This is a genomic window from Cerasicoccus maritimus (assembly GCA_031296935.1).
Classification (GTDB): Bacteria; Verrucomicrobiota; Verrucomicrobiia; order Opitutales; family Cerasicoccaceae; genus Cerasicoccus; species Cerasicoccus maritimus.
On the sequence record JAVDPD010000007.1, the window covers coordinates 66,418 to 91,363 of the forward strand.

25 protein-coding genes are annotated in these 24,946 nt (G+C 53.0%); 12 read left to right on the forward strand and 13 right to left on the reverse strand.

What is annotated here, in order from left to right:
- Positions 1–11 precede the first annotated feature (11 nt).
- The gene (locus tag RBB62_RS06575; protein WP_309397943.1) at positions 12–455 is read right to left on the reverse strand and encodes a hypothetical protein; all 444 of its coding nucleotides are present in this window, start codon (positions 453–455) and stop codon (positions 12–14) included.
- A gap of 150 nt (positions 456–605) precedes the next feature.
- Between RBB62_RS06575 and ilvE the strand changes: the two genes are divergently transcribed.
- From ilvE to trxA, 9 genes are all read left to right on the forward strand, one after another.
- Positions 606–1,472 (forward strand): branched-chain-amino-acid transaminase, encoded by an 867-nt coding sequence (ilvE, locus tag RBB62_RS06580; protein ID WP_309397944.1) that lies wholly within the window; start codon positions 606–608, stop codon positions 1,470–1,472.
- Positions 1,473–1,583: 111 nt separating this feature from the next.
- Complete coding sequence (locus RBB62_RS06585) at positions 1,584–2,192, forward strand: prepilin-type N-terminal cleavage/methylation domain-containing protein (RefSeq protein ID WP_309397945.1); 609 nt, start codon at positions 1,584–1,586, stop codon at positions 2,190–2,192.
- A 4-nt stretch (positions 2,193–2,196) separates the two neighbouring features.
- Positions 2,197–2,766 (forward strand): type II secretion system protein, encoded by a 570-nt coding sequence (locus RBB62_RS06590; protein WP_309397946.1) that lies wholly within the window; start codon positions 2,197–2,199, stop codon positions 2,764–2,766.
- Between the two features lies 1 nt (position 2,767).
- Positions 2,768–3,478, forward strand: coding sequence for a type II secretion system protein (locus RBB62_RS06595; RefSeq protein WP_309397947.1), 711 nt, complete (start codon positions 2,768–2,770; stop codon positions 3,476–3,478).
- A gap of 8 nt (positions 3,479–3,486) precedes the next feature.
- A complete protein-coding gene (locus RBB62_RS06600) occupies positions 3,487–4,122 on the forward strand; it encodes a type IV pilus modification PilV family protein (protein ID WP_309397948.1) in 636 nt (211 codons plus the stop codon).
- Between the two features lie 6 nt (positions 4,123–4,128).
- Positions 4,129–5,091 carry a PulJ/GspJ family protein gene (locus tag RBB62_RS06605; RefSeq protein ID WP_309397949.1) on the forward strand — a complete coding sequence of 321 codons (963 nt, stop codon included), beginning with the start codon at positions 4,129–4,131 and terminating at the stop codon, positions 5,089–5,091.
- Positions 5,092–5,109: 18 nt separating this feature from the next.
- Positions 5,110–5,982, forward strand: a complete 873-nt coding sequence (locus tag RBB62_RS06610; RefSeq protein ID WP_309397950.1) for a 1,4-dihydroxy-2-naphthoate polyprenyltransferase — start codon at positions 5,110–5,112, stop codon at positions 5,980–5,982.
- Positions 5,983–6,097: 115 nt separating this feature from the next.
- Positions 6,098–7,087, forward strand: a complete 990-nt coding sequence (locus RBB62_RS06615; protein WP_309397951.1) for a hypothetical protein — start codon at positions 6,098–6,100, stop codon at positions 7,085–7,087.
- A 30-nt stretch (positions 7,088–7,117) separates the two neighbouring features.
- Positions 7,118–7,450: a thioredoxin gene (trxA, locus tag RBB62_RS06620; protein WP_309397952.1), complete on the forward strand. Its 333-nt coding sequence runs from the start codon at positions 7,118–7,120 to the stop codon at positions 7,448–7,450.
- Between the two features lie 1,346 nt (positions 7,451–8,796).
- On the opposite strand, the gene RBB62_RS06625 is transcribed toward trxA, so the two are convergent.
- Complete coding sequence (locus tag RBB62_RS06625) at positions 8,797–9,780, reverse strand: SAM-dependent methyltransferase (RefSeq protein ID WP_309397953.1); 984 nt, start codon at positions 9,778–9,780, stop codon at positions 8,797–8,799.
- Between the two features lie 61 nt (positions 9,781–9,841).
- On the opposite strand from RBB62_RS06625, the gene tsaD reads away from it, so the two are divergent.
- From tsaD to RBB62_RS06640, 3 genes are all read left to right on the forward strand, one after another.
- Complete coding sequence (gene tsaD, locus RBB62_RS06630) at positions 9,842–10,879, forward strand: tRNA (adenosine(37)-N6)-threonylcarbamoyltransferase complex transferase subunit TsaD (protein ID WP_309397954.1); 1,038 nt, start codon at positions 9,842–9,844, stop codon at positions 10,877–10,879.
- A 15-nt stretch (positions 10,880–10,894) separates the two neighbouring features.
- The gene (locus RBB62_RS06635) at positions 10,895–11,164 is read left to right on the forward strand and encodes a hypothetical protein (RefSeq protein WP_309397955.1); all 270 of its coding nucleotides are present in this window, start codon (positions 10,895–10,897) and stop codon (positions 11,162–11,164) included.
- A 160-nt stretch (positions 11,165–11,324) separates the two neighbouring features.
- A complete protein-coding gene (locus tag RBB62_RS06640; RefSeq protein WP_309397956.1) occupies positions 11,325–13,034 on the forward strand; it encodes an NADPH-dependent assimilatory sulfite reductase hemoprotein subunit in 1,710 nt (569 codons plus the stop codon).
- Positions 13,035–13,175: 141 nt separating this feature from the next.
- Here the strand turns inward: RBB62_RS06640 and RBB62_RS06645 are convergent, their stop codons facing one another.
- From RBB62_RS06645 to RBB62_RS06695, 11 genes are all read right to left on the reverse strand, one after another.
- Positions 13,176–14,012, reverse strand: coding sequence for a glycosyltransferase family 2 protein (locus tag RBB62_RS06645; protein ID WP_309397957.1), 837 nt, complete (start codon positions 14,010–14,012; stop codon positions 13,176–13,178).
- Positions 14,009–15,160 (reverse strand): glycosyltransferase, encoded by a 1,152-nt coding sequence (locus RBB62_RS06650; RefSeq protein WP_309397958.1) that lies wholly within the window; start codon positions 15,158–15,160, stop codon positions 14,009–14,011. Before RBB62_RS06650 ends, RBB62_RS06645 begins: the two co-directional genes overlap by 4 nt.
- Positions 15,157–16,302, reverse strand: a complete 1,146-nt coding sequence (locus tag RBB62_RS06655) for a glycosyltransferase family 4 protein (protein WP_309397959.1) — start codon at positions 16,300–16,302, stop codon at positions 15,157–15,159. The genes RBB62_RS06650 and RBB62_RS06655 overlap by 4 nt, the downstream gene beginning before the upstream one ends.
- Positions 16,299–17,489 (reverse strand): glycosyltransferase, encoded by a 1,191-nt coding sequence (locus RBB62_RS06660; protein ID WP_309397960.1) that lies wholly within the window; start codon positions 17,487–17,489, stop codon positions 16,299–16,301. Before RBB62_RS06660 ends, RBB62_RS06655 begins: the two co-directional genes overlap by 4 nt.
- Positions 17,490–17,524: 35 nt before the next feature.
- Complete coding sequence (locus tag RBB62_RS06665; protein ID WP_309397961.1) at positions 17,525–18,532, reverse strand: glycosyltransferase family 4 protein; 1,008 nt, start codon at positions 18,530–18,532, stop codon at positions 17,525–17,527.
- Between the two features lie 26 nt (positions 18,533–18,558).
- Positions 18,559–19,398: a hypothetical protein gene (locus RBB62_RS06670; protein WP_309397962.1), complete on the reverse strand. Its 840-nt coding sequence runs from the start codon at positions 19,396–19,398 to the stop codon at positions 18,559–18,561.
- Positions 19,395–20,546 (reverse strand): glycosyltransferase, encoded by a 1,152-nt coding sequence (locus tag RBB62_RS06675; protein WP_309397963.1) that lies wholly within the window; start codon positions 20,544–20,546, stop codon positions 19,395–19,397. Before RBB62_RS06675 ends, RBB62_RS06670 begins: the two co-directional genes overlap by 4 nt.
- Positions 20,543–21,421 (reverse strand): glycosyltransferase family 2 protein, encoded by an 879-nt coding sequence (locus RBB62_RS06680; protein WP_309397964.1) that lies wholly within the window; start codon positions 21,419–21,421, stop codon positions 20,543–20,545. The genes RBB62_RS06675 and RBB62_RS06680 overlap by 4 nt, the downstream gene beginning before the upstream one ends.
- A complete protein-coding gene (locus RBB62_RS06685) occupies positions 21,402–22,643 on the reverse strand; it encodes a glycosyltransferase (protein ID WP_309397966.1) in 1,242 nt (413 codons plus the stop codon). The genes RBB62_RS06680 and RBB62_RS06685 overlap by 20 nt, the downstream gene beginning before the upstream one ends.
- The gene (locus tag RBB62_RS06690; RefSeq protein WP_309397967.1) at positions 22,640–23,515 is read right to left on the reverse strand and encodes a glycosyltransferase family 4 protein; all 876 of its coding nucleotides are present in this window, start codon (positions 23,513–23,515) and stop codon (positions 22,640–22,642) included. The genes RBB62_RS06685 and RBB62_RS06690 overlap by 4 nt, the downstream gene beginning before the upstream one ends.
- 254 nt (positions 23,516–23,769) lie before the next feature.
- On the reverse strand, positions 23,770–24,945 hold the full coding sequence (locus RBB62_RS06695) for a glycosyltransferase (protein ID WP_309397968.1): 1,176 nt from the start codon (positions 24,943–24,945) through the stop codon (positions 23,770–23,772).
- Between the last annotated feature and the right edge of the window lies 1 nt (position 24,946).

A 24,946-nucleotide genomic window follows, 5' to 3' on the forward strand; every position in this document is an offset into this window, starting at 1 on the left:
GGGGCGTTTGCCTAAGTGGCGGCAGGTTGGTCGTTGGTTTGGGCGACGAGGAGGCGGATTATGTTGGAGTTGTTGGGGGGTGTCCAACCGGAGGCCAGGAGGTCATAGTATTCCTTGGCAATGGCTTTTTGCTCGAGACGGAGGCTGGCCATTTGGGCCTCAATTTTCATGCGTTTGCGTTGCGCAGATTTGAAAGACGATGGGGGTAGGCCGTTGCGTGGGCGTTCGTTGTATTCTGCGACTTCCTGTGCGACAATGGTTGCCTTTTCGCGGTAGTCGCCGATGCGGCTTTGCAGATCGTTGGGTAGGGCGTTGAAAAACTCCTGCAACTGGGCATTGGGATCATAATCCAGGGCAGCGTCGTCACCGGTGGCGGGCGCGTGGATTGACCCAGTTTCGGCGAACGCGTAAGCCGCGAAACCAAGAGCCAGCATGCTGAGGATTACTTTTTTCATCTTCTAAATTTCAACTATAGCCTGAATGCCTCATTTTATTCAAGTCGAGAATGGCTGGCGATGCATGAATTCTTTCGTTAGTGACCTTTATTCAAAGTGAAAAGGCACTAGACAAAGCCGAAGGGAACAGCTATCGAGTTTCGTTTTGCGATGAAAGTTTACATGAACGGCGATTTTGTAGACCAGGCGGACGCCAAGGTCTCGGTTTTTGACCATGGCTTCCTCTATGGGGACGGCATCTTTGAAGGCATTCGCCTGTATAACGGTAACGTCTACAAGCTGGATGAGCATTTGGAGCGTTTGGAGTTCTCCGCGCGCGCCATCATGCTGGAAATGCCTTGGACCCGTGCGGAGATCGCGGAAGCAGTTTGTGCATCGTGTCGTGAAAACGGTCTGCAAAACGGCTACATCCGCCTGATTGTTTCGCGTGGCGTGGGTTCGCTGGGCCTTTCGCCCAAGAGCTGTAAGGAGCCGCAATTGATCATCATTGCGGACCAGATTCAGTTGTACCCCAAGGAGTTCTACACTGACGGCCTGAAGGTCATCACGGTGGCGACCCGTCGCAACAGCCCGGCGGCGCTGCCTCCAATGGTCAAGAGCCTGAACTACCTGAACAACATTCTCGCCAAGATTGAGGCGGGTAATTTGGGCTACGTTGAGGCCTTTATGCTCAACGATCAGGGCTACGTGGCCGAGTGCACCGGGGACAATGCATTCATCGTGCAAGGTGGCAAAATTTTCACTCCACCAGTGAATGCGGGTTCGCTGACAGGCATTACGCGCCAGGCCGTGGTAGAGATTGCCAAGGATCTCGGCATCGAGTTGGTGGAGACGAATTTGACCCGCTATGACCTCTGGATCGCGCAGGAGTGCTTCCTTTCTGGAACCGCTGCGGAGGTGGTGCCCGTGGTCGAAATTGACGGCCGCCCAATCGGCGACGGTAAGCCCGGAGAGATCACGAAACGTGTGCTGGAGGCCTTCCATGCGCGTGTTTCGGAAGACGGTACGCGGATTTAAGGTCGTAAGACCCGTCACCCGTGCAAAATCCCCTGCCGGGTGATACTCAACATATGGCTCTGTCTTTATTTGACAGACGCCTGCTCAAGCCGCAAATTTATAGTTTCAGCTATGCTTTATCACCACCCCGATTATCAGCATCCTTCCGTCAAGCGTCGCCAAGGGTTCACTTTGGTTGAGCTCCTGATCGTCATTGCCATCATTGCGATCCTTTCGTCGATTGTGTTTGGTTTGACGCGTGGCATTGCGGTCAAGCAGGCGCGCTCGAAGGCTCAGGCAGAGATGCAGGCCATTGCAACCGCTCTGGAAAGCTATAAACTGAAATATGGCGACTACCCCTGGCTGGGTGAGGACGACACCGAAAATTTGGTGAAGCACCTTACCGGGGAGTATAAGATGACGCCAACGACAGATGGAAATGGCGATACTACGGTGAACCCTAATGATACAGTTCCTACCGCTAATCGTCGCCCGTTCATTGATGAGGAGGATTTCACTATCGATTCCAATGGTCGCTTCCAAGACCCTTGGGGGAATAATTACATTTATTACTACAAACGCAACAACACCTCCACTTGGAATTTTCCAGCATTTATTTTGGTCTGCGAAGGGGGCGATAGCGATAGTGACAGCACAGATTTGTCAACTGGCAACCTGCCTCCCGACTACTTTGACGACGACAAAAATGTTGATAACTTTATCTACGGACAAGAATTCTAAAAACATGAAGAAGCACACCCCAAACAAAAGCCGCGGCTTTACCCTCGTTGAACTGCTAACCGTTGTGGCCATCATTGGCATTCTGGCTGGCATCCTGATTCCGGTAGTGGGTGGCGCAAAGAAAAATGCGCTCAAGGCCAAGACCAAGGCTCAGTTTAGCGGTTGGGCCACTGCGTTGGAGGCCTACAAGAATGAGTACGGCCACTATCCGAAGATTGGCAGTTTGGCGACTGAAGGTGAGTTGGTGCTCGATGGCGGCAGCAAAAGCCAAGACTTCATGAAGGCGTTGAGTGGCCGTGATCCCAGCACTGGTGAGCGTGACACGTCTGAGAACCGCAAAGCAATCGGTTTTTACTCGTTTGGAGATTCTGAGCTGCAGGAAGGCACGGACTATGTCTTGGTGGATGCTTTCGGAAATCCGAATATTCACATCAAGGTTGACGCCAATGGTGATGGTATAGTTGATATTTCAAACGCCCCCGATGACGTGGACGGAGACGATCTGAAAACTCGGGTCGCAATTTGGGTGGATGAGGCTGATGGCGAAGATTATGAAACCGTAACGAACTGGTAAGATGAGAGCCACAACCACGAACAGTCGTAAAACAGGTTTCTCCCTGGTCGAGTTGTTGGCCGTGATTGCGATTATTTCCGTGATGGCGGCGGTGATCGGTCTGAGCCTGCCAGATAACACCAGTGCGAATTTAAAGTCCGGCCAAAGCGCCGCGATTGGAATGTTTCAGGCTGCCCGGACGGTGGCCTCCATGCGTCGCACAGATGCGGCGGTGATTATCTATGCCGATAACAGCGGCGGGCTCGATGCTGAAAAAAAATACCTCCGCTACATGGGCGTGGTCTACTGGGCAGATACCAATGATGATGGTGAAGGCGATACTTGGTTGCCCGCTAACTCAGGTGTTTATTTGCCAGCTGGTGTGTTTTATGTTCCGGAGAATGGTGATGGTGGCAGAGTTAGCGTCGAAGACAGTGAGACCAGCCTCATTTCCAGCAGCAATAGCCAGACAGATTCTTTTACTTATCCCGTCACGGCTGCTGGTGCGAATCCGAACCAGTGGTATTACTATGCTTTTAACAGCGACGGTTCGGCGAAATCGCCTGGTGACATCGTAGTGTTTGGCGCTGGCCGTTCAGAATCAGACGATGGCGAGGTGAGTGATGTGATCATTAAGCCCTATCAAACCAATGGTTTTGCGGTTCGTCGTTTTGGTGGGGTCATCAATCTTGATGAAGCGGGGCACGTAGAATCCGCGTTGGCTAACCAATAATCTTTTCTATGAAATCAACTATCCCTAGTTCTTCTCAATTGCGCGCGCAGGCTGGCTTCTCTCTCACTGAGGTGATTTTGGCCGTTGGTGTCATCGCGGTATCGATTTTGGCCTTGTTGGGGTTGTTTGGTCCCACGATGTCTTCGGTTCGTGATGTGGTAGACAGTAACGAAGCCAATGGTGTGCGCACGCGCCTGAACGCCGCCCTGATGAGTGACGAAATCTACGAGAAAACGGTGAATGAAACTTCCACCAGCAAGTTCGAAGATTTGGGGATGATGATGGAAAATGTAGTCGTCTTGTATTTCTGGACCGAGCGTACGGGATTTGGTCAAGATTCGCCAGTTGTTCTGAAATACAGCAGCGACTTCACCGATTTTCAAGAGGCTTTCGACGGTACCAGTGGAGCGGAGCTGGATGGAGGATCGGTTTTCGTCGTCTTTTTGGAAGAGGGTATGCAAGATGGTGCCAATACCTATGATTTCGAGCCGGACAACCTCGCAGTCCAAGGCTATTTCCCCATCCTTGTATCGATTTACGCCATCGACGTTGGCCAAGCCATTGCCCGGGGGAGTGGCGGTCTTGATGATCTCAACACGACTATTGACCCTCTTTTCAGCTACACCACGGCTAAGCTTCGTTGATCTGTCATGCATAAAGACACCAAAGCAAAAGGTTTTACCCTTATCGAGATCCTGGCTGCGACCGGGATCATGACCATCATTATTTTGATCGTCCTCAGCCTGACCACGAACGTGCTCACAGTTTGGAATCGATCAACTGGTCAGCTGACTGCGAATTACGAGGCGCGCGTGGCGCTGGACATCATGGCGACGGACTTGGAGACGATGGTGCTGCGCAATCGAGATTTTTGCTGGCTGGATGTCATATATGATGAACCTTCCACTTCGACTCAGATCGAAAGTTTTGATGGCGCTTTGCCTGAAATGCCTGAGATTTACTTTATGGCGCGCGTGGAGGACCGACCACGCGAGACCAGTGGGGGCTTGCCAATTTACGGAGACATTTGTACGGTAGGCTACGCACTAAAGTATCAGGATCCGGTTACTGGCGGCACTGCGAGTAGCAGTTCGACTTTTCCGATGTTTGGCCTCTATCGCCTGTTAATCGATTCAGAGCATACTTTCGAGGATGTGATGGGCAGCGATCAGGCTCTCTTGAGGGATGCGATCATGGACTCCGGGTATTATGATCAACATGGCAATGTTGGCACTGTTAATATTAATACAATCAGCAGGATGGAAAACTTTCTGGCTGCAAACATCGTAGATTTCAGCTTGGTGTTCTGGTATACTGATGAGAATGGGGAGTTACGCTCAATTACCTCTGGAGGTGATGGAACAGGCGATGGACAGAACTTCCAGTATACCAACAAGCTTAACATAGTGGATGATCCTACTGTGACCGGGACCTTGGAGTTTGTGGACATCACGGTGACGGTCATGTCGAATGAAGGTATGCAGCTGATCCAGAATAACGATGCGAGCGTTCTGAAGGGCTCGGATGGGGATACGGATCTGTGGTTTAAGCTGGTGGATGAATACGGGCAGACCTTCTCGCGCCGTATTCAGATCATGGCGAAACCGCTGTAGGCGACCAGTCAAGCTTGCATGAAGATTGGCGCCTGGATACTTGCGGCGCGGCCGAAAACGCTGCCCGCCGCCATTGCGCCAGTCTTGGTTGGCACAGCGTTGGCGGCGCATGATGGCGTGCTCTCGGTGACGCCCGCTTTGATTTGCCTGGCCTTTGCATTATTGATCCAGGTCGGGACGAATTTTGCCAACGATTACTTCGACTTCGTGCAGGGTGCCGATACTCAGGAGCGCATTGGGCCGACACGCGCCGTTGCTGCTGGTCTGATTACTCCGGCCACGATGAAACGAGCCACGATTATGGTCCTCGGACTTGCGTTTATCGTTGGCTTGTCACTGGTTTACTGGGGCGGCTGGTGGCTGGTGCTGGTAGGCGTGTTGAGCATCATCTGTGCGGTGGCTTACACCGGTGGGCCTTATCCGCTCGGCTACAACGGCCTGGGCGACGTCTTTGTGTTTATCTTTTTCGGCCTCGTGGCGGTTGGTTTCACCTATTACGTTCAGGCTGGTGTGTTTTCCAACATTGCCTGGCTTCTGGGGGCGGGAGTAGGGGCGCTTTCGGTGAATCTGCTGGTGGTGAATAATTACCGTGATCTGGAAACCGACCGCGTGGCTGGCAAGCGAACCCTGGTGGTGCGTTTGGGCAGAGCAGCGGCTTGGCGTCAATATGTCGGCAGCGTTGTGCTGGCCCTGGGCATTCCAGTTGGCTTGGCCCTGCGCGGCTATGGCTGGACTATGCTGCTGCCACTGGGAATGGTTCCGCTAGGCATCTTTCTTTGCATCCTGCTGCGGCGTGCTAAATCGCGAGACGACTTTCAACTGGTGCTCGCGCAGACGGCCAAACTCTTACTGTTCTACAGCGGTTTGCTCGCGGTTGGGCTTGTTCTCTGAGTGGTGTGCTTTTCAGGCTACCAGGGTGCAAAAATCGCTAAAAAGATGATAGTGTTAGCGTTAATGCGCTTTCCGAGCGCTTGACATACACCGATCAGTTTGAAATCTTTTTGCTATGAGTGACACCAACCCGGACAAGCCTACCCCTCCCTCCGATGCTGACAAGGAACGTCTAGCCAAGATCGCTGCGAGCCTTCCCGGTGAAGTGGTGTCTCGCGATGCAGCTTTCCCCAAAAAGCGTCAGCGTCCTAAGGCGCGTCTTCCCGAGCCCGTTCGTAAGAAGATTGAATCGGACGCCACCGAAGAGGCTGCCAAGGATACAGTGGCTGACGGCCCCAAAGCGCCGATCGAAAAACCAAAGTTTAAGGTGACCCGCTCACCCTTCGCGCCGCGCATCGATCAAACGACCAAGCCAGCAGACACTTGGGGTGACGAAGAAGAAACACCCAAGGCCGAATCCAAGCCTGAAGTGAAGCCCGCTCCAGAAGTGGCGAAGAAAGCTGAGCCCGAAGTAAAGAAGTCGGAGCCGGAAGCCGCCAAGCCCGAAGCAAAGAAATTTGAGCCCAAGCCCATCCCGCGCCCGACGCCCACCAAGTTGGACATCTCGCGTGCGCCATTTAAGGAAGAGGTCAAGGCTGAAGAAAAGAAGGAAGAGCCCGCTACTCCCGAAATCAAGCCGGTTGCCAAGGAAACAGCCAAGCCGGAGATCAAGCCTGCCGCAAAGGAAGAGCCCAAGGTCGTTCCGATGCCCAAGCCGACCCCAGTTGCAGCAAAGAAGCCTGTCGAAGCCAAGCCGGCCGCCAAGCAACCTTTGCCCACTCCTGTTGCTAAGGCCAGCCCGACCAAGCTGCCTGTCCCGGCTGCCAAGGCCGAAGGCACCTCGGCTGCCAAGCCTGCGACTTCCAAGCTGCCTAAGCCCGCAGCTGCAGCGCCGCGCTCTGCTCCCCGCCCGAAGGCAGCACCTGCTCCAGGCCGCCACGCACAACAGCAGCCTGAGGAAGAAGAAAATACAGGTATGAGCATTGTGTGGGTTGCGTTTGACGCAATCGCCGCCGTGGCTACCTTGGCTTTCGCTGCCCTCACATTCATGAATATGGGCGGGTAAGGAATCCGGACAAACTCCGACCAAGATCACATGGCAACATCTGAAAAAATCAAAGAACTCACTTCCAGCGACTTCGATAGCGAAGTATTAGTAGCCGGCACCCCGGTCCTCGTGGACTTTTGGGCTCCTTGGTGTGGACCCTGCAAAATGCTGGCGCCTATCCTCGACGAGCTCGCCGAAGAGCTCGATGGCACGATCAAAATCTGCAAGGTCGACGTCGAAGAAAACACCGAACTGGCCTCAAAGTATGGCGTGAATCGCCTGCCCACGATGCTCGTCTACAAGGGCGGCGAAGTGGTTGACCAGATCATCGGCATGACCAGCAAGGCCGAGCTCAGCGCTCGCTTGACCAAGCTTGCCTAAGCGGTCGAAGCGAACAACCTTTCAAATCCCGTTTCGCCCTGCGAAGCGGGATTTTTTTGCAGACTTATACCGATTCTCAACCTTATTGAGACTTAAAAAGAACCCAGGATGCGGTGGATTTAACAGGAAGCTCGGAAAGAGCGGGAAGCAGCAAGAAACTTCCCGCTCTTTCCGATCTTCCTGTTTGAAATTAGTTTTATTACAACAAGTGATACTGCGAAACTCTCAAATCTTTTGACAAACGGTATAAGTCGTTGATCCCCAACGTGTGTTAATTGCGAGAGATGCTCACTAGAGCACTTTTCACCTAACTTTGCCGATCAGGCCGCAGTGATTTTTCGTGTCCAGCAGGGCAGCTTGATCGTAGCGCACTGGAAGTGCGTGAGTGAAAGGCCAACGAAGCTGACGCGGAAAAGCGCTCGGTTAAAGGCTTGGGGCCAGATTGGAAGGTCGCGGCGTTGGCATATTAATCACGGGCTTCCAGCCCGCTCAATCAATGCCGCCTTGCGCTGCCTCCAATCTCATCCCCATCTGATTCGGCCAAGTTAGATGAAGAATGCTCTAATAAAATGCTCACGCGTTCACTTTTTGCTTGGCGCTGAACGGGGTGTCGTTTAGTGTCTAATTGATCACTTTAAAGCGCCTTTCTGCGTTGCCTCCCGCCTATGCTACGTCAGCGCCTCACTCCCGGAACGTGAACCTTCGGCAAGTGTTTACGCTGGCTCTCAGCATAGCGCCGTTCAATGCAGTGCTCGCTGAAATTTCGCGCTCCTCCAATTCGCCACTGACTACTCGTAATTTACCGAACTGACACACAGATGAACTTCCTCCAACAGCATCCGCCTTAGCAACTCCACTGAGGTATCCCAGTCGACGCCATGCGGGCCTTTCGGTCGCGCGCGGCGCAGCAACGTTTTTGGCGGGCTTATTCGCGGGCTGACTTGGTGACAGCAACCAATCCGCGACGCCCAAGGCCACTAGCGTGCTGCCCGCCGACGCCCTATGCCAGCCAAGTCAACGCAGCGTCGACGTGTGAGCTTTGCCCTGCCGTAGTTTCGCGCGCGTCAATTGGCGTTGCCCGGGCATCTTGGGGGCAACTCCAACCGGTGGCCTCTAAGTCGCCTGTGTCCCACCTGCGCCCCGTCCCGGCGATCGGGCGAGTTGTGCAGTGTTCTTTGAAATCAATTTAAGGTGGATTTACCCCCCCCCTCGGCCCCCCTACAGCGCGAGTTTACATATTTTGAAGGTAGGGGCGGTTGCCCTCAACCGTCCGCGCTTCAATTGGTGTCCAGCGATCTATGACGGACGGTTGAGGGCAACCGTCTCTACCTAAAAATTGCCACCACTCACCGCGTGGCCGCGAGGACTTGGAACTTCGATCCGAAGCCGCTGGGGTGGATCAGGGATTGCAGTTGGCGGCGGCTTTCGAAGTCGGCGCTGAGACGCTCGATCTCGGCCCAGCCGCGTTTGACTAAGAATGCTTCCTGCCGCTCGTAGGGCAGGGGTGCGAAGTCCGATGCTTTGAGCACCGCCTCGATGCGGTCCCAGCAGACATGGGTCGTGAGGTCCTGTTGGCCGGGTAGAGTGAGGAGCTCGTTGTGCTGCTGATGCTGAAAATATGCGCGGGCCGTGCCTTGCGGGGTGACGGTGGTCAGCTCGGGCCAGTCCTTGCCGTAGTCGATCAGGATCATCGCGCCCGACCAGTTGCCCGCCGCCCATTGTTGGACGAGCGTTTCGGCTTCCAGCGCGATGTCGAGCCGGTAACCAGGGAGCGATTCCGCGGGCAAGGCGTCGGCGAGGTGTTTCTGAACGGGCTCGCTCAATTTATCCAGCGGAACTTCGATCAGGGAGTCGCCATCGACCGCCACACCCCATTCGCGCCACGCTCCCTCGTAGAATTCGAGGCGGTGAAAGGGCTGGGCGTCGAGGATTTCGTTGGCCACGAGCACGGTATGCGGATCGGGTTGGAATTCATGGCCAAGCGGAAAAGTTTTCACCGCGCCAAAGCCGGTTTCGACGCCCGCAAACATACCCCCCTCGGGCTCGGCACCGATCTCGGCCAAGGTGAAGTCCGACGGGTTTTGAGGCGCAATGAGCTGGCGTGCGGCCTCGGCGATCATGCGGCCAAAGACGTTGCCTACGGAGACGGAGGTGTAGAAGTCCGTGCCCTGTTTTTTGCCCACGCGTTGACGGTCGCGCCGGTAGTAGCCCTCGGTCTCGTGGTAGAGCGCGAGGCGCGAGAAGTCGGCGTAGGTCAGGCACCCCTCGGCGTCGGCCGCGTCGCGGAAGGCGGAAAGGAGTGGGGCGGGGATGGTTTCACGGGTTGCCACGGCGCAAAAGATTGTTCCTCATGGAGGTTCGCGCAAGCATTGGCGCGGAAGTTTTTTTGCGATGAGATACCTGGCGATAGAAAGTTCGTGTGACGAGTCGGCCCTGGCGTTGTTTGACAGCGAGGCGGGGATGCTGGGCGAGTGGGTGCACTCGCAGATCGCGCTGCATGGCGAATACGGCGGCGTGGTGCCCGACCTGGCGAGCCGCGAGCACGTGCATAATTTCGGGCCGCTGCTGGCCAAGGCGCAGGCTGATGTCGCGCTGGAGCCGGTGGATGAGATCGCGGTCACGACCGGGCCCGGGCTCGCGGGCTGCCTCGCAGTCGGGATCGCGGTGGCCAAGTCGCTCTCGACCGCCTGGGGCGCGCCTTTGGTGTCGGTCAACCACTTGCGCGGGCACGCGTTTTCGCCGTTCATCGCCCTGCATGCGGAGGCCCCCCAAGACTTCGAAGCGAACTTTCAAAAGCTACTGCCGCATCTTGGATTGCTCGTTTCGGGCGGGAACACGGTGCTGTTTTTAATCGATGAACAGCGCCGCATCCGCCTGCTTGCCCAGACGGTCGACGACGCCGCTGGCGAAGCCATCGACAAGGGGGCCAAGCTCCTTGGCATGCCATACCCGGGCGGGATTCAGATCGAAAAGACCGCCGCCAAGGGCAAGACCGGACGCTTTGAGTTTCCCACCGGCATCGCCAAAAGCACCGACTTTCGGTTTAGCTTTTCCGGGCTGAAGACCAGTTTGCGCTACCAGCTCGAAGCGATGACCGATGACGAGCTTGCCGGCGCGTTGCCCGACATTTGCGCGGATTACCAGGCGGCCATTGTGCGCCAGCTCGTTAACAAAACGCGCCACGTGCTGGCCAAAACCAAGGTTGCGAGCATTGGGCTCTCGGGTGGCGTTGCGAACAACACCCTGCTCCGCGAGGAGATGGAAACGCTCGCCCGCAGAAAGCGCCTGCCAGTGCTCATGGCCCAACGCAAGCACACCGGGGACAACGCCGCGATGATCGCTTTTGCCGGTTGGCTCGACCCGGAGTCGCAGGAGCAGCCTATTGGCAGCATGACGTTTGATCCGTCTGTGCCGCTGACTTTAGCGTAGAAAAAGCTGTCACGAATGAACATCCTGGCCATAGGTGAGTTTTTACTAGAAAGCGCTTTGATGATGTTTGTTGGCGACAGACCCTGGTGGAACTTTTCCTTGGACGGGGGCGTTTACGGCATTGGCGAAATCGGTAATAAAGTGCTCATCTACCTTGGCGACGCGTATTGGATATCGCCGTTTCCCTCGGGCAAGGTCTGGCTACTCGGCTACGGGCTGATGTCCTTGGCTATAGTATACTGGCGTGCTTTTGGGGGTTGCGTGGCAGAGGTGCAGACTGAGTGAAGCTGCTTTATGTGACGTGGGGGATACGTAAATTTTCTTTGAGTTAAAATAGCTGCCGAATAAGCGTAGCTAAAGACGCTGGCCATTAACTTGACTATATTGCCTAAGATACTTAATTTTGTTGTCAGGAAGCGAAAACTCGCCCAACTTTCTAATGATTATGGCCGAAACCACCGCAAAGAAGTTGTCGAAGAACGAAACGATTAAGGAGAACAGTAACTTTCTCCGGGGTACGATCCTGGAAGGATTGGCCGATGTTAGCACGGGAGCGTTGTCCGACGACGATGGCCAGCTGACGAAGTTTCACGGCATCTACCAGCAAGACGACCGCGACGTGCGCAACGAGCGTCGCAAGCAAAAGCTTGATAAGGCATACAGCTTCATGGCGCGTGTGCGCGTGCCGGGCGGCGTCTGCACCGCGCAGCAGTGGCTTGAGATGGACCGCATCTCTGATCAATTTGCCAACGGCACGTTGAAGCTCACCACGCGCCAGGCATTCCAGTTTCACGGCATCATCAAGAGCAACCTCAAGCGCTCGATCAAGGAGATCAACGACGCTTGCCTCGACACCATTGCGGCTTGCGGCGACGTGAACCGCAACGTCATGTGCAACCCGAATCCTTACCAGAGCGCTGTCCATGCTGAGGTGCAGAAGCTGGCTGAGGACATCAACACGCACCTGACCCCCGCCACCCGCGCCTACCACGAAATCTGGCTCGACGGCGAGAAGCTGGAGTCCAGCGAAGAGGACGTGGAGCCGATCTACGGCAAGACTTACCTGCCGCGCAAATTTAAGACCGTAATCGCGGTTCCGCCAAGCAACGATGTGGACATCTACGCGCACGACCTCGGCTACATCGCGATTGTGGAAGACGACAAGCTCATCGGCTACAACGTGACTGTCGGCGGTGGCATGGGCATGACTCACAACAACAAGGTGACTTATCCGCGCGTCGCTCAGATGCTCGGCTTCATCAAGACCGAAGACGCAATCAAGATTGCTGAAGCCGTCGTGACCACTCAGCGCGACAATGGCGACCGCAGCGACCGCAAGCATGCCCGTCTGAAATACACCGTCGAAGACATGGGCCTCGACGCCTTCCGTGCCGAAGTCGCTAAGCGTTCCGGCGTGACCATTGAAGAAGCCCGCGACTTTACCTTCGAACACACTGGCGATCGTTATGGCTGGGTGAAAGGCATCGACGACAAGTGGCACCTGACGCTGTTCATCCAGAACGGTCGCGTGCTCGACACCGCTGATTTCCCGATGAAGACCGCGCTTCGCGAAGTGGCTAAGATTCACACCGGCGACTTCCGCCTGAGTGCGAATCAAAATCTCGTCATCGGCGCGATCTCGGAAGAGTCGAAGCCGGCGATTGAAAAGATTTTGCAGGAAGCCGGCATCATGGATCGCTTGAACACCAGCGGCCTGCGCCTCAACTCGATGGCCTGCGTGGCCCTGCCGACTTGCGGCCTCGCGTTGGCCGAGTCCGAGCGCTACCTGCCCGACCTGATTACGGATATCGAAAATATACTCGACGAAGCAGGCCTGCGTGAAGACGAAATCGTCATCCGCATGACGGGTTGCCCAAATGGTTGCGCTCGTCCGTTCCTTGCGGAAATCGGTTTCGTTGGCCGCAGCCCGGGTAAGTATAACCTCTACCTCGGCGCCAGCTTTACCGGTAACCGTGTGAACAAGCTTTACCGCGATAGCATCACCCATCAGCAGGTGCTCGACGAGCTTAAGCCGATACTCCTTCGTTACGCCAAGGAGCGCAAGGAAGGCGAGAAGTTCGGCGACTTCACCATCCGCGCCGGTTACGTGAAAGCAGTCAACGATTCCAAGACCGAATTCTGGATTGAAAACTAGCAGCGTCCCGCTGCACCGTTAGATTTGCGCAGTGCGCAAATGACCTTTTAAAAACGAATCAGCCCGTTCGATGTGAACGGGCTGTTTTTGTGAAAGGGTAGGGCGCAGTCTCCTGACAAGCCGCTGTGTAAGAGTGGATGGCTAGCTTTTTTGTTTTTGCTCAGCTCTTACCATTCGGCTGATCTCATTGAAATAGCTGGCCTTGAGCAAAGCCCATTGGACGCCGCGTTTGCCGTCACGCCAGCCACCCATACCGAAGAGGCAGCCAAAGAAAAATACGGGGCCCAGCAGTGGAGTGCCCATTAGTCGGTATTTGATTTTCTGGAAAGTGCTCCACTTACTTTGCAACGCAGAGTTGTCTTTGATCGCTAAGTAGCGATGAGCTTCCCAAGCGGCATAATCTGCATGTTTCTTTTTCCAATGGTCGAGTCCCCGTAGGTCACGATGATCAATTTTTGCTTCTATTTCGCCGGTGGTTCCATCGAGCACTGGATGCTCGTGAATCTCCATGTCGAGTTGGCTCCAGCGATCTTCATCGATACGTTCATATTCGCCTGCGCCCACTCGAAACAGCGCGAGTTTCTTCAGTGGATAGCCACCCTCGAGCGGCCTGCCTTCAAAGTAGATTGTGTAGTTCAGCCAGAAGCCGACGTGCTCGGTGTTAGCGAGCGCTGCGCGAACCTCGGCCTTGAAGTCATCGGTAAGCCATTCATCGGCGTCGAGGAAGAGCACCCACTCGGTTGTCGGCGTGTGATTGCGCAGCAGCCAATTGCGCTTTTTGGGAAACTTGCCGTCCCATTCGAAATTGATGACTTCAGCGCCATGTTCTTTCGCGATGGCTACGGTGCGGTCTGTGCTATTGGAATCGACGACAATACTTTGCATCGCAAAGTCTTTACCTAATGCCTTGAGTGCTTCGCCAAGGTTGCGCTCTTCATTGCGCACCGGCAGCACGACTGTCAGGTCTAGCGGGCTCATGGTGTGATGATGCCGATGAGTTCGTCAATCGAACGCTCAAGCTCGAAGCGAGACTCGAAGGATCTTTTTGCTGCAAGGCGCATAGCTTGCTTTTTCTCGACAGGTATATCCAGAAATGAAGCGAGCAATTGCTTGGTTCCGGCTAAGTTATCGTGAGCCACGAAGCCAGCGCCATCGCTATCGATTTCTCTCCAGATGTTTACCTTGTTGCTAACCAAGACTGGTGTGCCCATCGCCAAAGATTCAGCGACGACGATACCGAAGTTTTCCTGATGTGATGGCAGGATCAATGCGTCGGCGTTTGCGAGAGCGGCCCATTTATCATTGCCCGATAGCATGCCGATAAAGTGAATTTGCGGGTCGTCGGCTGCTTGCTTCTTGATCTCTTTGGCAAAAGTGGGATCTTGCTCCGGGCCAGCAATGACCAAGTCGGGTAGTTGGCAGCCGCTTGCTTTTAAATCTCGATAAGCTGAAATAAGTAAATCGAGGCCCTTCTTGATGTGTAGGCGTCCAAGGAAGAGTAAATAGGGGCCCGTTAACTTTGCAGGGCAAAGTTTCGACCAGATCGTCTTGATGTCTTCTTCGGAAATTGCTGGCGCCAGCGTCCCATAGCTGACGACTTGCTCGTTAGCGCGATAGAGCCAGAAGGATTCGCGAGCCAGGAGTTTCTCTTCTTCGGAGGTGAAGAGAACTGCCCTTGCATCACGCAGAACACGATACTCTCCCCAAGGCCAGTAGAGCCATTTCTTAAGGTGTTTGAGGGGGTAGGCACGCTTGAACCACGGGTCGAGCATGCCGTGGGTGAAAACGAAGTAGGGAGGCGCTTCTTTGCCCAAGCATCGGGTTGCGCGCCATGTTGCGAAGCCATGATACTGCCATGTGCCGTGGATGATGACGGTATCGAAGTGCTTCAAATTTTCTGAGAGCCAGCGATCTAAGTTTGGGCAATAGCCAAAGCTGCTTTTACCGGGGCCGATTGGAATGAAGTCACCCGGGATCTTGTAATCTCGTGCTTTAGCTGGATCATCCAAGCTGACAAGCGTGACTTCATGCCCGCGTTCGATGAAGAGGCGGGTGGATAGAGTGATGCCCATGATCGGCCCGCCACCTTGTGGATTTGCCGAATGTATGAGTCGCAATATCTTCATGCGGCATGGGAGCGAACTGCTTGTTCGTAAAGCGAAATGTAGGCATCAATCATCGCCTTTGGCTTGAAGCGTTCTGCATTTTTAAGCCCATCGAGACTTAGTTTCCTTAGCCGACTGGAATCGTTTAATAGTCCAACTAGGTGCTGTGCAGAATCAGAGGTGTTGAGGGGATCGATGAAAAGCGCAGATTTACAATTGGAGCGTAGAGGTTCGATGTTGGAAACAACTACTGGGCAACCACAGGCCTGTGCCTCGAGTGGAGGCCAGCCGAATCCCTCGGCTAGCGACGGGAAAAGAAAACAAGTTGCTTTGCAATACAAAGCTTGAAGGACCGAGTTAGAAGGCCGTTCCAAGATTGATATGCGGTCTTCGAGCCCAACCATTGCATGGCGAAGCTCCTCGTTTACTGGTTGTCCAGCAAGCACCAGGCCGATGTCTGAAACAGAGCCGAAAGCCTTCTTGGCTATCTCGATAACGCCAATACGGTTTTTATACCAACTGTTGTTGCCAACATGCAGAATGAACTTTCGCGGCATGGGCTCACCGGAAATCGTTACAAGCTCTGCGCCTGAAATAATCTTGTCTGCTTGCTCAGGGGGAAGAGGTTCATATGGATATGGTAGGCCCGAGAGGATGACATTGGTACGACTTTTGGTTTCGGGTGCGAGTGTGTTGAGGTCATCTCGAGTGGCGTGTGAGACGCAGGCAATTGAGGGCGATTTTATTAGGTGGTTGAAGATCCACTTTTGCTGGAGTGCGCCGATGGCAGATTTTGACTGACCGGCAATTTTCCCCAGCCATGTTTTAATCGCGAAGAGATCGTGACAGGTGACGATTGTCTTCGGTCCTTTTATATGCGGTAGGTAAACTGCGTTGGCGTGGTCGCAAATGTGAACAATATCCGGGCTCGAATTCTTAATGACGCGTTTTAGGTTTCGAGGTCCAATGATGTATTTATCGTAATAACCTAGCCACTTGCCAATCCCCTGATGAGTGTTGCGACCCTTACCAAAATTTACTCGTGGTTGGAACATGGTAACCTCATGCCCAGTCTGTTCCAAACCAGCTTTCATCATTCCAGCAAAGCCCAGCATACTGAATTGATTGTCTTGCTCGTAGTTTGCTAGCAGGAGAATCTTCATGCGCGACTGACTGCGGACACGATGCCGGATCGATAGTTAGCCCAAGTGACAGACGCTGCTTTGAGTGGTGCTGCGGCCTGCATCGATTTGAGTAAGTCGCGGTCATGGTGCAGGATTTCCAGCTTTTCGGCGATGACTTGTGGGGAACGGATCGGGACAAGGAATCCGGCCTTGCCGTCTTCGACTAAATCCTGGGCGCCCGCGTTCGCAGTGACGATTATTGGTAGACCGCAAGAGAGTGCCTCTTGTTGAACCAAAGCTCGTCCTTCAACTAGCGAAGGCAGGGCAAAAATATCGCAGCTTTGCATGAGCTTAAGAACCTCAGTATGTGGTCGAGGCGCATGATGGATAAATCCAGGACATTGCTCATGGTAAAATGAAATTGGTGCCACTGGACTGCCGAGAACATGCAGTTCAAACTTCTCAGGACTGAGCATTTGCATTGCCGCCATGAGATCGCCCAAGCCTTTACGCTGAGTCATGGAACCCGCGAATAGCACGCGTAGCTTCCCATTGTGCTGCTTTCGTGGCTGGGGAGCCGGAATGTTTTCGGGCGATCCGAAAGGAATGACATGCACAGGCTTCTCTAGGCGGACGGATTTAGGGATGGAATCCGCAACGAACTGGCTCGGGCATATAATGGAATCGGCAAGTGCAAGTTCTTCATCTTTTCGTTGGCGCTTTGCATCGGAGTCCATCGCACCAGTCATGGTTTGGCACCACGCAGGTAGGCGCTCGGATTCCTCTTCCAGAATCTGTCTGCTCAGTTGCCAGTGGGCAATGGGTAAATCGTATATACAGCGAGCTCCTTTGGCCTTGGCTGCGGCAAAGCTTTGAAGAGCGCCATCTTCGTAGGCGTAAACTGAATCGAGTGCCTTTTGACGTGCAATGTGACTCGCCACTTTCTGGTCGAAGTAGTGGTAGCAGGAATCGACGCATGCCCAGCCAGTCTCGTGTTGAATCAGTGATTGCATGCCTAGTCTTTGCGCGAGCAAGCGAACCATTTCGCGTGATGGATGTAGTGATAACACTGGCGACAGTTCGTTGGGGTATTCGCGCCGACTGATCTCGCTCATCCCCGGTAGTTTTGCGATTTGCTGGAAAAAATTTGTTCCGCAGGCTGCGATACTTAAATGCAGCGAGGTTAGTTGGCCAGCTGTATGCAGTGCGATGGCAGCTTCGCGCACAAAATTGTTACCCGTGGGGTGCGCTAGCACTACACTCATGCTTTGAGTAACTGTTGGTAGAGCTCGGGATAGATGCTCATTGGTTTTAGGTGAGTCTTGAGCGACTCGAATGCTCCGTGTGAGCGCTTTTCATATTCTGCTGATGGCATTGCTGCGGCTTTTTCGATAAGAGCTCGTAATTCGCTGACATTGCCTGGTGTACAGATAAGGGCATCGGCTCCCGCAGATTCAGCAAGCCCGCCATCGCGTGTTGCAATAACTGGAATACCATTTGCGCGTGCTTCGAGCGGAGTGAGGCCCATGTCTTCGCGAGTATTGGGCGGAGCAATCAGCCAACGTGCATGGCGTAGCGTTTTTTGCTTTTCTGCTTCACTGATGAAGCCTGCAAAATGAATACTGCTTGGACCTTGAGCTGCGATGGCTTCGAGTTCCTGGCGCAAGGGGCCATCCCCGAGTATATGCAAGGGCCAATCCTGATGGGGGATGTCGGCTGCGCTGTAGGCTTGGATCAGCGTGTCGGCCCCTTTGTTTGGAATGAGTCTGGAAAGAAACACAAAACCGCGTCTTGTCTCGAATGGCGCGAAATTCTGTGTGAATTCCGATACAGTAGGGATCACCAGATCTCGAGGTGTCTGGTGGCGTGTCCAAGAGTCTTGGACAAAGTTTGAATTATAGATGCGAAGATCTGCTAACGCTGCGCCAAACTTCCAAGTGCAGGTGCGTAGGAAGCCCCGATCGTGCAAATGATTATGGATTGTTTGAACTAGCTTTGCACCGCAAAGTCTGCTTAGCATCGCGACATCGGGCGATGCGTTTTGCATGTGCACTATGTCAGCAGATCGAATCTCGTGATAGAGTTCGCGTGAGCATTTTTGAACCACCGTATAGTTGAGTGGAGATTCGGTAAGAATTTGCTCTAGTCGGACATCAATTTTGTAGCCAGAAACGAGTTTAAAGCATAGCTTGACGGCGTAGGAATTGCATTGGTTCAAATAGCGTCCTAGCTCTAGGACGAATGCTTCGATTCCGCCGTAAGCGCCCATCGTTGGAGAGACTATTAGCACACGTGTCATGCTTTAAAAATCGATTGGACGCGTCGGCAAGCGCGTTGGAATTCTTCGACCAAACTCATGTGTGGAGCTGGAGTTGTTTTTAGTAAGGCGGAGGGCTGTGTCGATGGGGCGGGGACTGACGCTTTACTGAGAAGCCCACGGTAGTCGGACGCGAAATGCCAACCTATTGTCGATGCGTCTACCTGGAGATCCGATGGAGGGAAGGCAATGGCGCGTGGCTCCCAATATTGTGGTGTGCTGGTTTGTGCGGCCATTAGGGCCCAGGCGGTTTGCTCGACGAGTGCTGGGAATACCAAGTGATTGTCATTGCTGAAAAAATACTCCAGGCGCTCTAAGTCGATAATCTTTGGATCGATCAGTAAAAAGCCGGCATTGGCATGACTGATGAGCGGGCTGCCCTGTGTGCGTAATTTGAGCCGGGTAATGAGTTTGGGAGAATACGCACTTTGTTGGTCTCGCATGCAAACAAAGCTGTATTTTTCTGCGGCGTCAGTGATGCCATGAAAAGCTCTTAAGAAGAGCATATCTGTGTCGAGGAGTAGCTTGGGGGCATCGTCAATAAGCGGGATATCCAACAGCTTGCGGCACATGACGAAGCGGGTGCGAGCTTTTTGCAAATAAGGATAGGGCGTCAGCTGTGGTATGTCCTGAATGTGATGGATGTCACTGGTGGATAGGCTTAGTTGGTCGCAGAGAAGGTGAGTGTCTTTTTCAGTCAGGCTGCCATCGTCGAAAAGCTGAAGTTGGATATCGTCATCGCACATAGCTTGAAATGAGCCCAAGCAAAGCAAGGCTTGGGATACATCTCGATGGCATATTAGCGAATAGGCTTTCATTGTATGCCAAGGGAGGTCCGCAACTTTTGCGCGACCAGCGGAAGTTGATCCTGAGGGCAATAGGTTAGCGGTGTTTTCAACCTCTCTGGTTGTAGATATCTATAGTCGATGACTTGCCCCTTGGCAAATTGGTTAGGGCACAAGCCCAACGTTTGCTTTTGAAGAAAGTGCCCGAGCATCGGCTTGCCGCGTTCGAGAATTGCCATGCTGGAGCCGCTCTTGCCGATGCCTTCGAGTGGGGTGGTGGCGATGCCAAAGTCAACGGCCTGAATTACGCGATCTACTTCGTCTTCTGACATCTCTCCGGCGCGGACAAATGAAAGATTGCTGTATGGTGATTTGGCTAGTGATTGCCAAGCTGCTTCACCGCGATCAATACGACCAATGGAAACAATACAGCCTTGTCTGCCCGCACGCTCTAATTGTTGGTCCAAGAATTGTAAGAACGCTTGTGCTGGAAAGTCGGGTGCGATTCGTCCAAAAATCAGAAAAATCAGCGCGTTGTCATTTTCGAGTGGGAGTATTTGGTCACGGACTGCTTTACATTCGGCGGCGCTCAAGGCGTGGCTACAAGGAATGTTGCCAAACAGTGGAAGCAGTTGGACGGGGAGAGTCGTTATCGTAGACAGCCTTTGCTGGTAGTCCGGATTGCTGGTTGAGATTGATGATGCATGGCGTAGGTATTTCCTCAGAATGCGACGCTGTAGTGCGCCTAGTAGGCGCTCCTTTATGCCGCTTTGCGTGCTGAGACCGCACCAAATCTCGTGACACATCCAATGGATTGGCAAACCGTTAAGCTCGTGGTAAAGCGCCTTTAGCAGTGAGTCTGCCAATCCCTTCGGGTGAAAGGAAAACGGTACGTATTGCAACACTACATGCTCAGGCTGCTCCCTTTGGATGAGCTTGGCTAACTGTTCCATCTTCTGCTTTAGCGATGCGCTATAGGGCAAGCGGATCGCAGGAACGTCGGCCTGGACTTCTTCCGCCGGCGTCTCGGCTTGTTTATCCGCCAGAGCGAGCATGGTCGTTTTTACCCCAGACAGATTCAACGCCTTCGCCAGGCGGCGGGTGTAGTCGCCTACGCCATCGCGTCCGGGTTCCAATGAACCACATAGCATGAGAATGCTGGTTGTTGAATCAGACTTCATCGCAGCAGCTTTGACCGTAAATAGGGGAGTAGTGCGAGAGAAGGTGAGCGCATGCCGAGCAGCAAATGTTTCAGTTGATCTCCAAACGACTTTTTTGATGGGTTTATTACTGGGAATTCAGTTTTAAATATTTCCCGCCAGCATTGCCTGCTCTCGGTTTGGCAGACATCGCTCAAAGTTTCGGACTTTGATTCAGGATGAAAACGATAGAAGCCAAGGAATTCATTGATCAGCAAAACAGGATGCCGCGTGTAGATACGGCAGAAGAAATCGAGGTCGAGGGCAAAGCGCAGAGATTCATTGAAGCCGCCAATTTCCTCGAATACTTCGCGCCGCCAAAATGCGGTTTCAGAATTGATTGTGTATATGGTGTGCTGAGGGTTAAAGGGGGTGCAGGAAGTCCACCCAGCCACGTGGTCATGGGAGTCGATTAAAATGCGATGCCCGTGCACGAGTCGGACCTCGGGATTCCGCTCGAAGGCTTCGACAATTTTTTGGATGGCTCCGGGGACCAGCAGGTCGTCACTGTTGAGAAAAGAAACATACTTACCACGCGCTTTGGATGCCCCTTCGTTGACAGCAGCCGCCTGTCCGTTGTCAGGGTGAGATCGTGAAAAGGCTAGTGCTGACTCATAATGTTTAATTATTTCGCAGGAGCCATCCTTGCTGCCTCCGTCCAGCACCAAACATTCGATGGCAGGGTAGTCTTGGCATAGAACGGAACGAATTGCGGCTTCGAGGTATGCTGCTTGGTTAAAGCTGGGAATAATGACTGACACCTCTGGCTTGTCGTTCAGACGTTGTCCAACAGCGCAATTAAAGGGCCATGATTGCGATGACTTAAGTGGCTGGATGTCAGTTAGCGGTGAAGTCATTTATGGCCTTGGTATATTGGGCGAGTGTATGCTCGACATGGCGAGCAAGATCGAAGTTCGCGACGGCGAATTCGCGTGCTTGCAGCGCGAGTGTATTGCGCTTGTTGGTTGGCAGCTTCAGAAATGATGCGATAGCAAGTTGGAAAGACTCGGGCGATAACTGCTCAGTGAGTAAGCCAGTTTGCCCGGGAATGACCATTTCCACTGCTCCGCCAACACGGTTCGCAATTACCGGTGTGCCGCAGGCTAACGCTTCTTGAATGGTCAACGGCAAATTATCGCCACGTGATGCAAATAACAGCACGTCAGCCGCCTGATAGGCTTGTACTTTTGCTGTGTCGTCTGTTAAGCGTCCGAGCGCTGTGATTGTGATGTGTGGATTTAGTTTTTTACGGAGGTCACCACCGCCAAAGGTTAGGACTTGGAAGGTGTTTGGGTGTGAATTCGCGAGCATATTTAATGCTTCGCATAGGATGCCTTGTGGTTTGCGCGGGTCATCGAGATTTGCGCTAGTGAGTAGGAGCGTAATGCGATCACCTTTAAGGCCGAGCTTGGATTGTGCATGCCGCCGATCTCCTGGGGTATAGCGTTGCGTATTTAGACCATAAGGTATTACTGCTTGTGGAAGAGAACTGGCGATGCTCGTACTGGCGCAGTCGGCTAACCAACGGCTTGGAGTTAATAAGTGTGCATGTGTTCGTTTAAGTGCCCAACGTTTGAGCCTCCATTCGAGAGCGGTGCCATCGTGGCGAAGGCCTGGGTAGACTCCAAGGTAGGGGCATTGGCCGCAGCCGACTTGCCAACGTTCACAGTCTTGGCTGAAAGCACAGTGACCGGTAAGCGCCCACATATCATGCAGAGTCCATACTATTGGCTTGTTGCGGCTGAGCCTTGGTAGCGCGAGAAAGTTGAAGTAGCTGGGGTGAAGGTTATGCAAATGAATAAGATCTGCTTGCTCGACGAATGGATGCTTGAGGAGTGCAAATGTTTGCCTACGACCAGCACCAAGTGTGAGAAATTGCTTCAGGGGCCATTCTAGGATTCGATCAATTGCGCCTTGTGGAATGACATCGTAGTCATTGGGGGCATCATTATTATGAAGGTCTTTGACGAGCCAATTTACATGATGTCCGGCTTCCTTCAGCCCTTCAACTAAGCGTTCTGCGGCGATGGTGGCTCCACCTCCTCCAGAGCGTGTGTGATTGATAAAGACGATCTTCACAATCGATGAGTCGTTGCTAAGCAGCGCACTTGTGTTATCAAGTCAATGTAAGCTTGGATAGTCACATCAATAGTGTGCGGGCTGTCTTTTAAGGAGTCATAGACTTTGCGTTGCAAAGCTTGTCGGGTTGTTTCGCTAGTTGTAGCAAGCTTGTCCAGAATGCGTGCTGCACGTTCGGTGTCCGCTGGTGCGAATAAATGTTCTGGGCATACTGATTCGATTAACGGAAGTGCTCCCCCACAACCTGTCGACGAAACGGGAATGCAGCCGCGCGACATGGATTCTAGTAAGGCCATGGGCGTTCCTTCGTATGCCGATAAAAGCAAAAAAACATCGATTTGTTTCATGGATTTTAGCAGCTCTTTGTGGTTGAGCTTACCAAGAAACTGAACACGGGCCTCGGGGGCTTCGGCTTGAATGCCTGCCTGCAATCGCGCAAGCTCTTCACCTTCTCCAGCAATGATGAATTCATATTGATCGAGTTTTTTCATTTTTGCTAAGAGCGGCGGTAGATCCAGGACTCTCTTTTGGCTTTGCTCAATGCGCCCGGCAACCAAAACGCGCAGGGGTGCAGTTCTACGTTTGGGTATGGATGTGGGAACGTCGACACCGTTGAGGATGACGGTCGTGCGCTGTATTATTGACGGGCATTTTTCAGCAACCATGTCGTAAGCCTCTTGGCTCACAGCGACACATGCATCCCAATTTTTGTGATGCTGAACTAATGTTTTACAGTTGCCAGAGTCGGCTGCGTGTATGACACCGAGTTGGGTTAACCCTTGAGTTGGCTGCATCCATAGGCTGCTCAAGTGGCCTGCAATGAGTGTTGCAGGCAAGCGTTCACGAATTGCAGCATGTGCTTTACGCTGCATTACATTTTGAAAGTGGCGTGTCCAATGCCGTCTACGCGGTCGTATGATACGTTGCCAGACTGACGGCCCGGATATGTCGATGCATTCACAGTTCGAGCAGACTGGTAATTCGTCATTAGAATTTCGTCCGAAAAGAAGTAGAGTGACGGCGTAGCCATTCCTGGAAAACGCTTGGGCCAGTGTACAGTGCAGCGTGTCGACGCCAGATAGGGCATTCGCATCGACACCGAAAATAATTCTCTGGGGAGGCTGGCTCATGCAGAGCGAGGTTGTCGCTCAAGTGCTGTTTGCAGCGCTTGAATTTGCTTGGTCTGATATTGGCCAGCGTATTCTGCGGCAGCTTGACTCATTGCGCTCAAGCGTTGTGGGGTCGATAAGAGTTGTTCGATTGCCTGTGCCATTTCTTTGAATGTAGTTGCCAGCATCGCACACTTTCCATCTGCGTCTTCCAGGCCTTCGAGGCCAATAGGCGTGGTTAACAGAGCTCGACCATAGGAGATGGCTTCCAGGCTTTTTATCTTAAGCCCAGTTCCTGTGAGCAAAGGATTAATGACTAAGTCGGAGTCGGCATACGTTTGCTCGATTTTTTCGACAAATCCAAGTAATTCTACCCCAGGTGTTCTCTTTAAATTCTGGCAAACACTGCCGACTATTTTGAGCCTAAGCTCGGGATGCTTGGAGAAAATTGGGTTCCAGCAATTATCAATAAATTCTTGAAAATAGCGTATGTTGAGTGAGTTGCCAGAGCCAATTATCATGAGAGTTTTTAGCTGACTGGGAGGGGCTTGAGGTGAGGGTGGCAGAAAATGACCTACAGTGAAAACGGGGCGAGAGTGCTTTAGTATTTGTCGTAGCTTTCTGTTCTCTTCATCTTGAATCGCAAGAACGGTGTGTGCGCGTTTGAGGCCTTTGCGTTCCTCTGATTCAATGGTGAAGAACCATTCTACGCGCATGTTGTTTTGGCTGAGCATGAGATGCCTATCGGTATAGACATCGTGCGTGTCGATGAGTTTATGAACTGTCTCTGGAAATACGTTTAAAGCGGCAGAAAAGAACACATATTCGACCATGACTGCATCGAATGAATGTTCTTCCTGTAGTGCGAGCAGATGGTCGTCCAGACCGTGATCATACATTTGGTCGATTCGTTGATGGAGCCAGCCGAAGTTCAATATTTTGCGTGAAATGCGGTCCGGTATAGGGATACCATGCCAATGATATTTTTGCCAGGGCTTGCGGTAATGATACTCGTGGAAATTTTTACCCCAACATGCACGCATTGCATCTGGCTCCCCTTGGGTGTAAGTAACATGCAGGAAATGCACATCATGCCCGAGCTCTTGTAATGCATGGATCAGATTGACAATCCGCATACAATTACCAGCGGAGACAGGATGTGTTGGTGTCGGGCTGATGATTAGAAATCGCATC